At 73.9% G+C, this 14,394-nt stretch carries 12 protein-coding genes and 1 tRNA gene; 4 read left to right on the top strand and 9 right to left on the bottom strand.

Annotated features, from left to right (window positions below; translation table 11 throughout):
* The first annotated feature begins 63 nt into the window (after nt 1–63).
* The gene (locus ABZ497_RS06095; protein ID WP_329489292.1) at nt 64–1,830 is read left to right on the top strand and encodes a penicillin-binding transpeptidase domain-containing protein; all 1,767 of its coding nucleotides are present in this window, start codon (nt 64–66) and stop codon (nt 1,828–1,830) included.
* Nucleotides 1,831–1,854: 24 nt separating this feature from the next.
* On the opposite strand, the gene ABZ497_RS06100 is transcribed toward ABZ497_RS06095, so the two are convergent.
* The 5 genes from ABZ497_RS06100 to ABZ497_RS06120 all read right to left on the bottom strand — a co-directional run bounded on the left by ABZ497_RS06100 (nt 1,855) and on the right by ABZ497_RS06120 (nt 8,601).
* The gene (locus ABZ497_RS06100; protein ID WP_359803711.1) at nt 1,855–3,264 is read right to left on the bottom strand and encodes a glycosyltransferase 87 family protein; all 1,410 of its coding nucleotides are present in this window, start codon (nt 3,262–3,264) and stop codon (nt 1,855–1,857) included.
* A gap of 132 nt (nt 3,265–3,396) precedes the next feature.
* Nucleotides 3,397–4,890 carry an amino acid permease gene (locus tag ABZ497_RS06105; protein ID WP_359803713.1) on the bottom strand — a complete coding sequence of 498 codons (1,494 nt, stop codon included), beginning with the start codon at nt 4,888–4,890 and terminating at the stop codon, nt 3,397–3,399.
* Nucleotides 4,891–5,157: 267 nt separating this feature from the next.
* The gene (locus ABZ497_RS06110) at nt 5,158–6,666 is read right to left on the bottom strand and encodes a penicillin-binding transpeptidase domain-containing protein (RefSeq protein ID WP_359803715.1); all 1,509 of its coding nucleotides are present in this window, start codon (nt 6,664–6,666) and stop codon (nt 5,158–5,160) included.
* Entirely contained in the window at nt 6,666–7,997 is a 1,332-nt protein-coding gene (locus tag ABZ497_RS06115; protein WP_359803717.1) for an FtsW/RodA/SpoVE family cell cycle protein, read from the bottom strand. Before ABZ497_RS06115 ends, ABZ497_RS06110 begins: the two co-directional genes overlap by 1 nt.
* Nucleotides 7,998–8,076: 79 nt before the next feature.
* Nucleotides 8,077–8,601, bottom strand: coding sequence for a DUF1269 domain-containing protein (locus ABZ497_RS06120; protein ID WP_329489287.1), 525 nt, complete (start codon nt 8,599–8,601; stop codon nt 8,077–8,079).
* Nucleotides 8,602–8,938: 337 nt separating this feature from the next.
* On the opposite strand from ABZ497_RS06120, the gene ABZ497_RS06125 reads away from it, so the two are divergent.
* From ABZ497_RS06125 to ABZ497_RS06135, 3 genes are all read left to right on the top strand, one after another.
* On the top strand, nt 8,939–10,258 hold the full coding sequence (locus ABZ497_RS06125) for a VWA domain-containing protein (RefSeq protein ID WP_329489286.1): 1,320 nt from the start codon (nt 8,939–8,941) through the stop codon (nt 10,256–10,258).
* Between the two features lie 2 nt (nt 10,259–10,260).
* Nucleotides 10,261–11,139 carry a peptidase gene (locus ABZ497_RS06130; RefSeq protein ID WP_359803719.1) on the top strand — a complete coding sequence of 293 codons (879 nt, stop codon included), beginning with the start codon at nt 10,261–10,263 and terminating at the stop codon, nt 11,137–11,139.
* A gap of 94 nt (nt 11,140–11,233) precedes the next feature.
* The gene (locus ABZ497_RS06135; RefSeq protein ID WP_359803721.1) at nt 11,234–11,683 is read left to right on the top strand and encodes a universal stress protein; all 450 of its coding nucleotides are present in this window, start codon (nt 11,234–11,236) and stop codon (nt 11,681–11,683) included.
* Between the two features lie 120 nt (nt 11,684–11,803).
* Here ABZ497_RS06135 and ABZ497_RS06140 read toward each other — a convergent pair.
* From ABZ497_RS06140 to ABZ497_RS06155, 4 genes are all read right to left on the bottom strand, one after another.
* Nucleotides 11,804–11,877: transfer RNA gene (locus tag ABZ497_RS06140), tRNA-Ala, on the bottom strand.
* A 91-nt stretch (nt 11,878–11,968) separates the two neighbouring features.
* Nucleotides 11,969–13,090 carry a gephyrin-like molybdotransferase receptor GlpR gene (glpR, locus tag ABZ497_RS06145; protein ID WP_359803723.1) on the bottom strand — a complete coding sequence of 374 codons (1,122 nt, stop codon included), beginning with the start codon at nt 13,088–13,090 and terminating at the stop codon, nt 11,969–11,971.
* Nucleotides 13,091–13,240: 150 nt separating this feature from the next.
* Nucleotides 13,241–13,867, bottom strand: coding sequence for a GNAT family protein (locus ABZ497_RS06150; RefSeq protein ID WP_329492222.1), 627 nt, complete (start codon nt 13,865–13,867; stop codon nt 13,241–13,243).
* The gene (locus ABZ497_RS06155) at nt 13,864–14,367 is read right to left on the bottom strand and encodes a MogA/MoaB family molybdenum cofactor biosynthesis protein (protein WP_359803859.1); all 504 of its coding nucleotides are present in this window, start codon (nt 14,365–14,367) and stop codon (nt 13,864–13,866) included. Before ABZ497_RS06155 ends, ABZ497_RS06150 begins: the two co-directional genes overlap by 4 nt.
* Between the last annotated feature and the right edge of the window lie 27 nt (nt 14,368–14,394).

The following is a 14,394-nucleotide window of genomic DNA, read 5'->3' on the forward strand; positions in this document are numbered from 1 at the left end:
CCGAACGCGTATCCGGCCACCTCCGGCTGCGGCCAGTCGCCAGACCCTTGGGGGAACAGCACCATGCGCAGAGGCGCCAAGATCGGCATCATCACCGGCGTTTCCGTCGCCGTGCTCGCGGGCGGCGGGTACGGGGCCTACAGCCTCGTCGGGTCGGGCGGCTCCGACACCGCCGAGGCCAAGAAGGCCCGCACGGTGGTCGCCGAGCCTCCCAGCGCCGAGCAGGCCGCGGCCGGGGCCAAGGACTTCCTGGAGGCCTGGGCCGCCGGTGACATCGCCAAGGCGGCCGGGCTGACCGACGACCCGGCGGCCGCGACCGCCGCGCTGACCGCGTTCAAGGACCAGGTCAAGCCCAGCGCGCTGACCCTCGCGCCGTCCGGCCCGGCCACCCCCGCCGCCTTCGCCTCCGCGACCGGCACGCCCTCGCCGGGCGCCAAGCCCGCGGCCGCCACCGGCTCCGCGGCGCCGACCGCGGCGGGCACCGAGTCGCCGTCGGCCTCCGCCTCCGCCGCCCCCTCCGGCGTGCTGATGGGCTTCAAGGCCCGCGCCGAGTTCGAGGGCACCAACCGGGTCTGGGACTACAACGGCTTCCTGGGCGTCGTGAAGATGAGCGACAACACCCCGGCCGTGCACTGGGCCCCGTCGGTGATCCACCCGCACCTGACCGCGGGCGAGGTGATCGCCACCCAGCCGGTCTTCGCCCCCGCGGGCAACGTGGTCGACCGCAACGGCAAGGCGCTGCAGGGCGCCTCGATCACCCCGGCGCTGATCTCGACCCTCCAGGACAACGCCCGCAAGCTCCTCCAGGCCGACCCGACCAAGGACCAGAGCGACGCCGGAAGCGGCGTGGTGATCACCGACGCGGCCGGCAAGGGCGTCACCGACAAGCTGTTCACCATCGTCGAGCCGAAGCCGGCCAAGCCGTTCAAGGTCACCATCGACAACGCCGTGCAGGCCGCCGCCGAGAAGGCGATGGCGGACCTCGGCGGCAAGCAGGGCTCGATCGTGGCCATCGAGCCGAGCACCGGCCAGGTGCTGGCCTTCGCCAACGCGCCGGCCACCGGCCAGAACCGGGCCTTCGTCGGCCTGCTGGCCCCGGGCTCGACGATGAAGATCGTCACCTCGGCGGCCCTGCTGGAGGCCGGCGTCAACCCGGACACCCCGGTCGCCTGTCCGGTGAAGAGCAGTAACCCGAAGGCGATCCCGAACTCGTTCCCGGACGCCTACCCGAACAACACGCTCCAGCAGGACTTCATGATCTCCTGCAACACCGCCTTCATCGACCAGGGCCTGGCCAGCCTCAAGCCGGCCACCCTCGGTGCCACCGCGAAGGACGTCTTCGGCATCGGCCTGGAGTGGAAGACCGGTCTGCCCAACGTCGACGGCCGGGTGCCGGACCCGGGCGCCAACAAGGACGAGCAGGCCATGCAGTCGATCGGCCAGGGCAAGGTCCAGATGAACCCGCTGGCCATCGCCTCGATCACCGCCACGGTGCAGAGCGGTGAGTTCAAGCAGCCGATCCTGGTCGCCGACCTGCCGCAGCAGAAGGCCGCCCGCAACCTCTCCGCGGACGCCGACGCCAAGCTGAAGGCGATGATGGCCGCCACCGCCAAGGACGGCACGGCCAAGGCCGCGATGGCCGGCATCTCGGACAACGCCGGTGCCAAGACCGGCTCGGCCGAGGTCGCCGGGATGGACACCACCAACAGCTGGTTCACCGCCTACCGGGGCAACATCGCCGTCGCCGCCGAGGTCCAGGCCGGTGGCCACGGCGCCGACGCGGCGGGCCCGGCCGTCGCCGCCGTCATCAAGGCGGCCGGCAACCGCTGACGCCCGGCCGGCGCCGCCCCGCGGTCAGCCCCGGGGCAGCGCCGGCTCCGGCCGGGTCAGCAGGCAGCCGGCCGGCACCGGCGGGCTCCCGGTCCACCGCCGGGCGGCCAGCCGGGGCCAGATCACCAGGACGGCCGGCAGCGCCAGGTAGCCGAAGCGCCCGGCCGGCGCCAGCATGAACGCGATCGCCAGCCCCGCCGCCAGCAGGTCGGCGGCGGCGATCGCGGAGACCGGCGGCCGGGCCAGCAGCCAGATCGCCACCCCCAGCCCGCCCACCGTCATCAGCGCCAGCGACACGGTGTGCCCGGTCGGGCCGAACCCGGCCAGCACCTTGCCGGGCAGCGGGCTGCCGGCCGGCGTCTGGATCGCGGTCAGCCCCAGGGGGAACCGCACCACCTGTTCGCGCAGCTCGTCGGCCCGGACCAGCACCGAGGGCAGGATCACCAGCAGGCCGGTGCCGAGCGCGGTCAGTCCGGCCCGGGCCGCCGGGCGCCGCCCGTAGAGCCGCCACAGCAGCAGGACGGCCACCGGCAGCGCCGGCCAGGCCGTCCACTTCAGGGTGCAGGCCAGCGCGAGCACCAGCCCGGCGCCGATGGTGCGGTCCCGTTCGGCGAGGGCCATGGCCAGGCAGCAGACCCCGATCAGCGGCAGGTCCACCCCGCCGACCGCCAGGGCCAGCGCGATCAGCGGCGAGGCGGTGAGCACCGCGAGCGGCAGCAACGGGGCCCGGTCCCGGGACGGCCGCAGCAGCCGCCAGCTGGCCAGCAGGCAGGCCAGGAAGGTCAGCGCGAACCAGATCCGGGCGTCCCCCACCACCTGCGCCACCGGATTGCCGCTGCCCACCAGGGCGCGCGGCATCCCGAACAGCGTCATCGCCGGCAGGTAGGGGTTGTAGTCGGTGACCACCACCGGGTGCGGCAGGTACGGGCTGCCGGTGGTGAGCAGCAGGTGCGCCGAGCGCTCGACCACCATCACCTCGGACTGGTGGCGACCCTGCAGCGCCAGCAGCGCCAGCGGCACCAGGACGGCGCCCAGGAGGGCGACCCCGGCGGCCGCACGGGCCGCCCACCGGCGCGGCAGGGTCAGGCAGAACAGCCCGGCGAGGGCGTACGCGGGGGCCGCGACGGTCCCCCAGAGCCGCTGGTTGGGCAGGTCCGACACGAGCGGGAAGGCCGCCGCCCAGCCGGCCGCCACCAGGCAGCCGAACAGTTGGACGCGCCGCAGCGCGGCGAGCCGGGTCGGGTTCAGCCGATCGGGCGGGGTGCCGGTGGACCGGTCACCACGCTGACGGGGGAACGGCCGGGGCGCCGCCGTACCGCGCGGACGGTCTCGTCGGGTCGGCGGCCCGGCCTCTGCGGGCGGGGCCGGCGCGGCCCCACGGCCGGTGAAGCGGCCGCGCGGGCGGGAGTAGCCGGGCGTGCGGGTGCTCACCATGGTGGAAGGTTATGGGCGGGGGCCACGCCGTGTCGCCATCTCCGGGCCGGGAGTCTGCGGTGGCACGGACGGGGCCGCCGAGTGGCATTCGCCCTTCGACGGCCCCGTCCGCGGGTGCTCGGTACGCGAATCTCAGCCGGCCGGGTTGCCGGCCGTGGCGTCGGTCGCCCGCGCCGCCTTCTCCAGCTTGGAGTGCTTCATGCTGTAGCCGAAGTAGACGACCACGGCGAGCGTCAGGGCGATCGCTCCGGCCCGGAAGGTGTCGGCGTGCAGGCCGGTGATCAGGTAGATGCAGAAGCCGACGCTGACCAGCGGGACGACCGGGTAGCCGGGCACCTTGAAGCCGCGCGGCAGGTCGGGCTGGGTGCGGCGCAGGATGATCACGCCGACCGAGACCACCGAGAAGGCGATCAGGGTGCCCAGGCTGGTGATGTCGGCCAGGACGTTCAACGGGATGAAGGCGGCCAGCGCGCCGACGCCGAGGCCCACCACGATGGTGTTCCAGACCGGGGTGCCGGTGCGCGGCGAGAGCTCGGCGAAGCGCTTGGGCAGCATGCCGTCGCGGCCCATCGAGTACAGGATGCGGGTCTGGCCGTAGATCACCACGAGGGTGATGCTGAAGATCGAGATGATCGCGCCGATCGCGAAGACGATGGCGGGCCAGCTCTGGCCGGTGATGTCCTGGAGGATCTGGGCGAGGCCCGCCTCCTGGCCGTCGAACTTCTCCCAGGGCTGTGCGCCGATGCCGGCCAGCGCCACCAGGATGTACAGCAGGGTGACCACGACCAGCGAGATGATGATCGCCATCGGCAGGGTGCGGCGCGGGTTCTTGACCTCCTCACCGGCGGTGGACACGGCGTCCAGGCCGATGAACGAGAAGAAGATGCTGGAGGCCGCCACCTGGACGCCGCCGATGCCCAGCGGCATGAACGGGGTCAGGTTGCCGGAGTGGAAGCCGGTCAGGCCGACCCCGATGAAGAGCAGCAGAATGAGGATCTTGATGCCCACCATGGCCGCGTTGACCTTCACCGACTCGCTGACGCCGCGGATCAGCAGGGTGCAGACCATCGCGACCAGCAGCAGGGCCGGCAGGTTGAACCAGTGGGTGCTGTCGGGCGCCCCGGAGACCGCCTCGGGGATCTTGAACCCGAAGGCCAGGTCGAAGAACTTGTTGAGGTACTCGGCCCAGCTCACCGCGATCGCGGAGGCCGAGACGCCGTACTCCATCAGCAGGCAGATGCCGACCGCGAACGCGACGCCCTCGCCGAGGGTGGCGTAGGCGTACGAGTACGAGGAGCCCGAGACCGGGATCGCGGAGGCCATCTCGGCGTAGCAGAGCGCGGTGAGGCCGGCGGTGACCGCGGCGATCACGAAGGACAGGATCACGGCCGGACCGGCCGACGGCACGGCGGTGCTGAGCACGAAGAAGATGCCGGTGCCGATGGTGGCGCCGATCCCGATCGAGGACAGCTGCCAGAGGCCGATGGTGCGGCGCAGGTGGATACCGGAGCGTCCGCCCTCCTCGGGCGCACCGGCGGGAAGGCCGTCGCGGCCCTCGCTCTCGGCGATCAGGGTCGAGACGGGCTTGCGCCGCAACAGGCGCGCGCCGAGGGCGTTGCTGGCCAAAACGAGGATCCTTGCTGGGCGAGGGAGGGTGTCCTAGCGGCCGGTCACTCGACGCGCCGTGGGGTGCCATCGGGGACCAACCGAACAAAGATGGGACAGTACCCCGCGAATGCACCAGTGTCGCAAACGAACAGTCGCGCGGTGCGCATTGTACGAATCGTCGCACTGGCATGCACAAACCGGACACTTCGCAAACGGCGGATCTTGGGCCAAGCCGCTAAGCCGCAGGTCAGCGACGTGCTCCCGGCGCACGGGCCGTTCCGCCCCTCACCGCCCGAGGACGGCCTGCATCACCGACCGGGCGATCGGCGCCGCCAGCGCGCCGCCGGTGACATCGGTCGCGTCGCTGTCCGCGACCACGACCGCGACCGCCACCGGCGCCACCGCGCCGGAGCCGGCCGGCTTGGCCCAGGCGATGAACCAGGCGTAGGGCGTCCCGGAGTTGTCCACCCCGTGCTGGGCGGTGCCGGTCTTCCCCCCGACCACCGCCCCGCCGATCCGCGCGTTGCGCCCGGTGCCGTTCTCCACCACGTCGGTCATCAGCCGCTGCACCTGCCCGGCCACCGCCGGGCTCATCGCCTGCCGGTAGGCGGCCGGGCGCATCAGCTGCACGGTGGTGCCGTCCTGCTTGGTCAGCTTGTCCACAAGCTGTGGACGCATCACGGCGCCGTTGTTGGCGACCCCGGCCGCGACCATCGCCATCACCAGCGGGGTGGCCGCCGTGTCGAACTGGCCGATCGAGGAGAGCGCCAGCTGGGACTCGTTCATCCGGGTGTCGAAGTTGGAGCGGGCCGGCCGGACCGGGACGTCCAGCCTCGGGTCGTTGAAGCCGAAGTCCGCGGCCGTCTCCACCATCCGGTCCAGCCCGACCTGCACCCCGAGGTAGCCCAGCACGCTGTTGCAGCTGTGGACCATCGCGGTGTCCAGCGACTGCCCCGGCTCGTCGCACGCCGGGGTGTCGTTGACCAGCGGCGTGGTGGTCCCCGGCAGGACGTACGGGTAGGGCGCGCCGGTCGGCGCGTCCGGGTCCGTGACGACGCCGTGCTGCAGCGCGGCCGCCGCGGTGACCACCTTGAAGGTCGAGCCGGGCGGGTAGGTCTGGCGCAGCGCCCGGTTGAGCATCGGCTGGTCGGCGTCGGCCTGCAGCCGGTTCCAGGCCTCCTGGTCGGCCGCGGACGAGCCCGCGAAGCTGCCCGGGTCGTACGAGGGGGTGCTGGCCAGCGCCAGGATCCGGCCGGTGGCGGGCTCGATCGCGGCGACCGCGCCCTGCTGCCCGCCGAGTCCGCGCATCGCGGCCTGCTGGGCGGCCCGGTCGATGGTCGTGTAGACGTCCCCGCCGGGGTTCTGCTTGCGGGCGACGGCGTCCCAGACCGCCCAGCTCGCCAGCCGGCTGTCCGTCCCGGAGAGCAGGTCGTCCTCCGTCCCCTCCAGCTGGGTGTTCCCGTAGGCCTGCGAGGAGTACCCGGTGACGGCGGCGTACAGCGGGCCGTCGGTGTAGGTGCGCTTGTAGTCGTACCGTCCGCCGGTGGGCTCGGAGCCGGTGACGCTGTCGGCGCCGACCAGCAGGTTGCCGCGCGGCTGGGAGTACCGCTCGATGGTGAGCCGCTGGTTGGCCGGGTTGTGGTCCAGTTCGTCGGCCCGGAACACCTGGACCCGGGTGGCCTGGACGCACAGCGCCACGGTCAGCAGCAGGCAGAAGGTGCCCGCCCGGCGGCCGGTGACGGAGATCCCCGGCCGGCCCTGCGGCCCGCCGCCCCGGGAGCGGCCGAGCGCCATCAGACCTCCCCGGCGGACGGGCGGCGGGCGATGTCGCTCATCCGCACCAGCAGCGCGACGATGATCCAGTTGGTGACCACCGAGGAGCCTCCCTGGGCGACGAACGGGAGCGTCATCCCGGTCAGCGGGATGAGGTCGAGCACCCCGCCGGCCACCACGAACACCTGGAGGCCGACGATCGACGCCAGCCCGATCGCGAGCAGCCGGCCGAACGGGTCCCGCAGCGCGATGCCGGTGCGAAAGCCCCGGGCGACCAGCAGCGCGTACAGCAGGAACAGCGCGATCAGCCCGGTCAGCCCCAGCTCCTCGCCGATGGTCGCGAGGATGAAGTCGGACTTGGCCGCGAACCCGATCAGCACGGAGTGCCCGTTGCCGAGGCCGCTGCCCAGCTCCCCGCCCCAGGCGAAGGCGAACAGCGACTGGGCGATCTGGTTGGCGCCCTGGCCCTCGGCGATCGAGCCGAGCGGGTTCAGCCAGTCGTTGACCCGGCTGTGCACGTGCGGCGAGAGCCAGCCGACCCCGACCGCGGCCACCGCGGCCAGGAACAGCCCGATGGCGATCCACCCGCTGCGCGCGGTCGCCACGTAGAGCATGACCACGAAGAGGCCGAAGAAGAGCAGCGAGGTGCCGAGGTCGGTCTCCAGGACGAGGACGCCCACGAAGGCCGCCCAGATCAGCAGGACCGGCCCGAGCACCCGCCCGCGCGGCAGCTGGAACCCGAGCACCCGGCGGCCGGTCAGCGCCAGCGCGTCCCGGTGGACCGCCAGGTAGGCGGCGAAGAAGACCGCCAGCAGGATCTTGGCGAACTCGCCCGGCTGGAACGAGAGCGGTCCGACGGTGATCCAGATCCGCGAGCCGTACACCGGCGGGAAGAAGATCGGCAGCACCAGCAGCACCAGCGCCACCAGGGCGCCGATGTACGCGTAGCGCCGCAGCCGCTTGTGGTCGCGCAGCAGCACCACCACCGCGATGAACAGCGCCACCCCGAGCGTGGACCAGAGCAGCTGGGTGGGGGCCGCGCCGCCGCCGGGAGTGGCCCGGTCCAGCCGGTAGATGACGACCAGTCCGACCCCGTTCAGCAGCACGCCGATCGGCAGCGGCAGCGGATCGGCGTACCGCGCCCGCCAGCGCACCACGGCGTGCGCCAGCAGCGCGAGCACGCCGAGCGCGGCGCCGTACTCGGCCGCGTCGGCGGGGACCGTGCCGTCGATGTTGACCCCGACCTCGGCGTAGCCGAGGACGGCGATCAGCACGGCGGCCAGGACCAGCGCGAGCTCGGTGTTGCGCCGGGTCCGCACCGTCCGGCGGGGCCGGCCGGCGGTTCTCGTCACGGCGGAGGGTGTCGCCACGGACCGTCCTGGGTGTCCTGCTGCGCGGGTGTGCTGCTGACGGAACGACGGCGGGTGGGGCTCAGGCGGAGGCCGGGGCGGAGGCCGGGGCGGGCTGCACCCGGGACGCCTCGACGGTGGCCCTGAGTTCGGCCTCGGCCCCGGCGGAGAGCGAGGTCTGGATGATCCGGCCGCCGTAGCGGGCCAGCGCCGGCACGACCTTGTCGGCCGTGGCCCGGCGGACCAGCAGGAACACCGCGGCGGTGCCCGGCTGGAGGTGCTCGGCGACCTCGCGCATGAAGTCGTCGTCCACCCCGATGTCGGTGGAGGCGCCGACCGCCGCGCCGGCGGCGCCGCCCACCGCCGCGCCGAGCAGCGGCATGAAGAACAGCAGACCGATGACGCCGCCCCAGAGCGCTCCCGAGGCGGCGCCCGCACCCGTGGTGCTGACCTGCTGGTGCAGCTTGATCCTGCCGTCCTCGCGGCGTTCCACGACGACCGCGTCCTCCAGGTCGATCAGCTTCTGGGTCTGCAGTCCGACCGCCTCGTTGCGCACCGCTTGGGCGGTGGCCAGATCCGGGTAGGCGATCGCGAAGAGATTGCTCATGTGCTGGTCCTTCCAATCCGTCGGACGTACCGGCCGGGCGCGGGCGCCGGTGCCCCGGTTCGTCACCCTAACGAGCGCTATCCGCAGATATGGGCTCTTGCGGCCGGTGTGTCCCGCCTCGTCGAACCGGCCCGCCACCACCCGCACCGCCGCCCGGCCCCGCCACCGCACCCGCCGCCGGCCGTCCGACCGGCGCCCGCCCCGACCCGGGCGGCGCACGCCTGGGCATCCGGCGGCCGATGTCCCACCGGCGTCCGGGAGTTCGCGCCGGAGTCCGGTGGCCCGTGCACCGGACCGCGTTGGCCATGGCGAACTGATGATCCCTAGGATCGGGCGGGTGACTACCGGACGACGCCCGAAGGCCAGGCTCGGCAGCCTGCTGGCCGCCCTGGCGATAACAGGCGGCGCGCTGCTCAGCGGCCTGCCCGCCCATGCCGACGAACCATCAGCCGGCAACGCCGGCAAGGAAGCCCCCCGGGTCGACCTCGTCCTGGACGTCAGCGGCTCGATGCGAGCCACCGACATCCAGGGCAAGAGCCGCATCGCGGTGGCCCAGCAATCCCTGAACGAGGTGATCGACGCCCTGCCCCCGGAGACCGACTTCGGCATCCGCACGCTGGGCGCCAACGTCCCCGGCGAGGCCGACAAGGCCCAGGGCTGCCTGGACACCAAGCAGCTCTTCCCGGTCGGCAAGACCAACAAGGTCGAGGCCAAGACCGCGGTCGCCACCCTGCGCCCGACCGGCTGGACCCCGATCGGCCTGGCCCTGCGCGGTGCCGCGCAGGACCTCGGCAAGGGCGAGACCACCCGCCGGGTGGTGCTGATCACCGACGGCGAGGACTCCTGCGCCCCGCCGGACCCGTGCGACGTGGCCCGTGAACTCGCCGCCCAGGGCATCCACCTGGTGATCGACACCCTCGGCCTGGCGCACGACGACAAGACCCGCCAGCAGTTGCTCTGCATCGCCAACGCGACCGGCGGCACCTACACCGACGTCCGCACCCAGGAGCAGCTCACCGACAAGGTGAAGCAGCTGGTGGACCGCTCCAACGACACCTACACCGTGGCACCGGTCAAGACGGCGGGCACCGACAAGTGCGAGAGCGCGCCCGTCCTCACCCCCGGTGTCTACAGCGACCGGGAGAAGTTCTCCGAGCACCGGGTCTACCGCGTCCCGGTCAAGGCCGGGCAGGAGCTGCGCGCCTCGGTCAGCGTCGCGCTGGACCGCGGTGTCGCCCGTGACTACGGCGTCCTGCTCCAGGCCACCAGCGCCACCGGCCAGGAGCTGGTCCGCGGCACCGACGCCGGCAGCGGCCGGACCGACGTGATCTCCACCGGTCTGCGCTGGTCCACCGACGACTCCAAGGGCTACGCCTCCGCGACGCCGTCCGCCTCGCCGAGCGGCAAGCCGGAGACCACCGTCTGCCTGGTCGTCAGCAACTCGCTGGCCGCCCTGCCCGGCGTCCAGGCCGACCCCGGCCTGCCGCTGGAGCTGACGGTCGACCTGTCCGCCGCCTCGCCCGCCCCGGACGGCCCGGCGATGGGTCTCGGCCGCGGCTGGATCCTGCTGCTGGTGCTCACCCTGGCCGGCCTGCTGACCGGCCTGCTGTTCGGCTGGATCGCACGCTGGCGGATCGCTGTCTGGCGGGAGAACTGACCATGCGTACCTCGACGACCCGCGCCGCGCTCGCCGCGCTCGCCCTGCTCCCCGCCCTGGTGCTGGCGGCCCCCGCGGCCTCCGCCGCCTCGCCGTCCCCCTCCGCCGGCGCGAGCGGGACGCCCGCCCCGGCCACCAAGGCCGGAACGTCCTTCCTGACCGCCATCAACCTGGCCCCCGGCCAGGACGCCAACGTCGCCGCCTCCACCGGCGACTACCTGTACTGGGCGTTCGGCGCCTCCGAGGGCCAGACCGCGACGGTCGGCCTGACCGTCGGCCTGGCCCCCTCCGCCGACCGGCACGGCCCGCAGACGTGGAGCGTCGAGGTGTTCGACGGGCTGCGCCGCCGCCAGTCCTGCACCGCCGGCACCCAGAACGCCACCGCCGACCCGGCCGCCGCCTCGCTCGCGCTCAGCTGCACGCTGCGCGAGGTCCGCTCCTGGGCCGAGCCCTGGTCCGGGGACCCGCTGCCCGGCACCTACTACGTACGGCTCTCGCTCGCCGACGCCCCGCAGCCGGACCTCGGCCTCGCCGCCTCCGTCCAGCTGCACGTCAGCGCCAAGGGCGACGGCGACAACGCCCAGCCGGAGGGCGGGGAGCTGAAGGCCCCGCTGGTCCCGCCGGTCGGCGGCGGCGCCGCGACCGCCAAGGCGGCCGCCCCCGAGGAGGCCGAGGAGCACTGGTACACCGGCTGGTTCTCCGGCTGGAACAGCCGGTGGTTCTGGACCCTGGCCGGCGGCGTGCTGGCGGCCCTCGCCGGGGTCGCCGGCTACACCCTCACCCGCCACCCGCACGGCCGCCGGCCGGCCCGCTACGGCTCCGTGCCGCCGCAGGCCGGTGCCCCGCAGCCGGGCCCGTACGCGGGCTCGGGCCAGCCCTGACGGCACCCGACACCCTCCCGAGGGCCGGCCGGAGTCTCTCCGGCCGGCCCTCGGCCGTCTCGCCGGTCCGGCGGCACCGCTCTACGCTCGAAAGATGACCCGGCAGCCGGACGGCAGGATCGTGGTCGGTGTGGACGGCTCCCCGCTCTCCCTCGCCGCCGTCCGCTGGGCCGCCCGGCTCGCCGCCGTCACCGGCGGCCCGCTGGAGGCGGTGACCGTCTGGGAGTTCCCCCGCCTGCTGGGCGAGCACGGCCTCGTCCCGCCCGCCCTGGACGGCTTCGGCCCCGAAAGGCACGCCGCGCGGATCCTCGACGAGACCCTGGCCGCCGCACTGTCCTGCGCCGGATCCTCGGCCGGGCCCTCCGCCGTCCGGCGCCACCTCAAGGCCGGCGCGCCCGGTCCGGCACTGACCGGCGCCGCCGAGGGCGCCGCCGTGCTCGTCCTCGGCAGCCGTGGCCGCGCCGCGCCGCCCGGCGCCGCCCTCGGCACCGTCACCCAGTACTGCGTGCACCACGCCCCGTGCACCGTCGTGGTGGTCAGGTGATCATCGTCACAGGCCCAACTCCCGGCCCGTGACGACCCGCTGACCGCCCGTCCGCCGCACCTTCCGGCACAACGCAGAAGTCCCGCCCGATCTCTCGATCGGGCGGGACTTCCTGTTGGGTGGAGCTGAGGGGATTCGAACCCCTGACCCCCTCGATGCGAACGAGGTGCGCTACCGGACTGCGCCACAGCCCCAACGAGAAGAAACTTTAGCACCTTTCGGAGGCGGCTCGTGACCACCCCCGGAGGACCGGACGGCCGGGGGTGCCGGAGCACCCCCGGGCGGTCACTCGTTGGCGGCGCGCCGGCGGGGTTCGGTGGCGGCGGGCTCGGCGTACTGGTCGAAGAGCGGGGTGTTGCGCGCCTCGGTCGCCCGGACCTCCCCGGTACGGACCTCTCCGGTACGGGCCTCCGCCGGACGGCCGGCCGTCCAGGTGCCGGGGGCCGACAGGTCGAGGCCCCGGCTGACCCGGGGCGCCACCGGGGCCGTGACGTAGGTCGGCAGCGGGACGGGCACGGGCTCCCAGGAGTCCGGACCGGCCGCGCCGCGCTCGCGCATGCCGTCGACCCACTCCTCGTGCTCGGTCGCCTCCGCCAGTGCCGAGGCGGACGCCGGACCCGCCGGCTCCGGGGCCCGGTCGCGGTCGGTGGCGAGCCGCAGGTGCGAGCGGCCGCGCCCGGCCGGCTCCGCGGCCTCGGGGGCCCGCTCCGGCGCCTCCTCGGCCGGACCGGCCTCGGCACGCTGCCGTTCGCGCTTGCGCAGCCGCTCGGCGGCCTGGGCGGCCCGGACCCGGTCGATCTTCACCTCGTACCGCAGCCGCTCCAGCTTGCGCAGGTGGCCGATGTAGAGGGTCAGCAGGGTCGCCGGCACGGCCGGGACCCAGAGGAAGGCGAGGCCGGACACCGCCGCGACGACCGCGCCGAGGGCGAAGGCCAGGAAGAGGACGGTGACCATCCGGCGGCGCCGGGCCAGCAGCCGAGCCCGGGGCTCGATCCCGCCGCGCGCACCGGTTGGGCGCTCGGGGGCGCGGAGCACGGGCCGCTCCGGCTCCGCCTCCGGCAGCCGCTCCGGCTCCGGCGCGGTCCCGCCGGCGCGGTCGGCATCCGGATCACCGTCGCGGTCGGCACCGGGATCGCCGTCGGGACCGGCGCCGGGGTCGCCCGGGGCGGCCTCGTCCCGTACGGGAGGGCCGTCGTCGCTCTGCTCGTCGTCACGCGGTTCGTCGCCCAGGGCCCGGGCCGCCCGCCGCTCCAGCGCCGAACGCCCGGCCAGCAGGCGGATGGCGGTGCTGAAGCGTTCCGTCGGGCGCGCCTCGTTGAGCTCGTCCTGCCTGCGGAGCCACATCGGCACCAGATAGGCGGCCCAGGCCCCTACGATGACGGCGTAGATAAGGCCGCTACTGCTCACGTTTCACACCGTACGGGCGCCGGGGAAGGCACGGCAGCAATTTGGCACGGCGTGTCGTGTGATCAAGCTGATTCTCCGACTATTTTGCCGGTATTTGTGCCCGTCCGTCGCCACGCCGATGCCATATCGATATTTGGTTCGAACATATATTCAATTACGTGGGCGCCGCGCCGAACTGAGCGTCCGCCAGCGTTCCAGCATCCCCTCGGGAACCTCCTCGGCGGTCAGCGCGTACACCAGGTGGTCGCGCCAGTCGCCGTCGATGTGCAGATAGCGCGGCCGCATTCCCTCCGAGCGGAACCCGAGCTTTTCCACCACCCGGCGGCTCGGTCCGTTCTCCGGCCGGATGCAGACCTCGATCCGGTGCAGGCCCAGGGTGGTGAAACAGTGGTCCACCGAAAGCGCCACGGCCGCCGGCATGATGCCCCGGCCGGCCACCGCCTCGTCGATCCAGTAGCCGACGTTGGCCGAGCACATCGAGCCCCAGGTGATCCCGCCGACGGTCAGCTGGCCGACCAGCCGGCCCTGGTGGAGCACCACGAAGGGCAGCATCCGCCCGGCCGAGGCCTCACCGCGCAGGAACCGGACCATCTGCCGGTAGGTCGGGCGCGGGCCGGTGCCCCGGCCGGCCGGGCCGGGCGGCACGGTGGCCTCCCAGCGCCGCAGCCAGTCCCGGTTGCGGCGGCTGACCTCCTGCCACTCCCGCTGGTCCCGGCCCCGGATCGGGCGCAGCGCGACGTCCCCCTCGTGGAGTTCTACCGGCCAGCCGGCGTTCAGTGCGCTCTCCCGGAAGCAGGTGCGTCGGGCCGGGGGTGGTCCCCGCCGCCGAGCTGGTCGACGGCGTGCGCGAGCAGCGGCTCCAGGACGGCCAGGCCGTCCCTGACGCCACCGGTCGAGCCCGGCAGGTTGACGATCAGGGTACGTCCGGCGAGGCCCGCGAGCCCGCGGGAGAGCGCGGAGGTCGGGACCTTCTCGCGGCCGTACGCCCTGATGGCCTCGGGGATGCCGGGGATCTGCCGGTCGATCACCCGCGCGGTCATCTCGGGGGTGAGGTCCATCGGGGAGATGCCGGTGCCGCCGGTGGTGAGCACCACGTCGTACCCGGCCGCGACGGCCTCCCGCAGGGCCGCCTCGACCGGCTCGCCGTCCGGCACCACCCGGGGGCCGTCGGCGGCGAAGCCCATCGCGGCCAGGCCGGCCACCAGCAGCGGGCCGCCGCGGTCCGCGTAGACGCCGGCCGAGGCTCGGTTGGAGACGGTGACGGCCAGCGCCCTCATCGCCGGCGCCCCCGTGACCGGCGTCGC

The organism is Kitasatospora sp. NPDC005751, from assembly GCF_040630835.1.
Lineage (GTDB): Bacteria > Actinomycetota > Actinomycetes > Streptomycetales > Streptomycetaceae > Kitasatospora.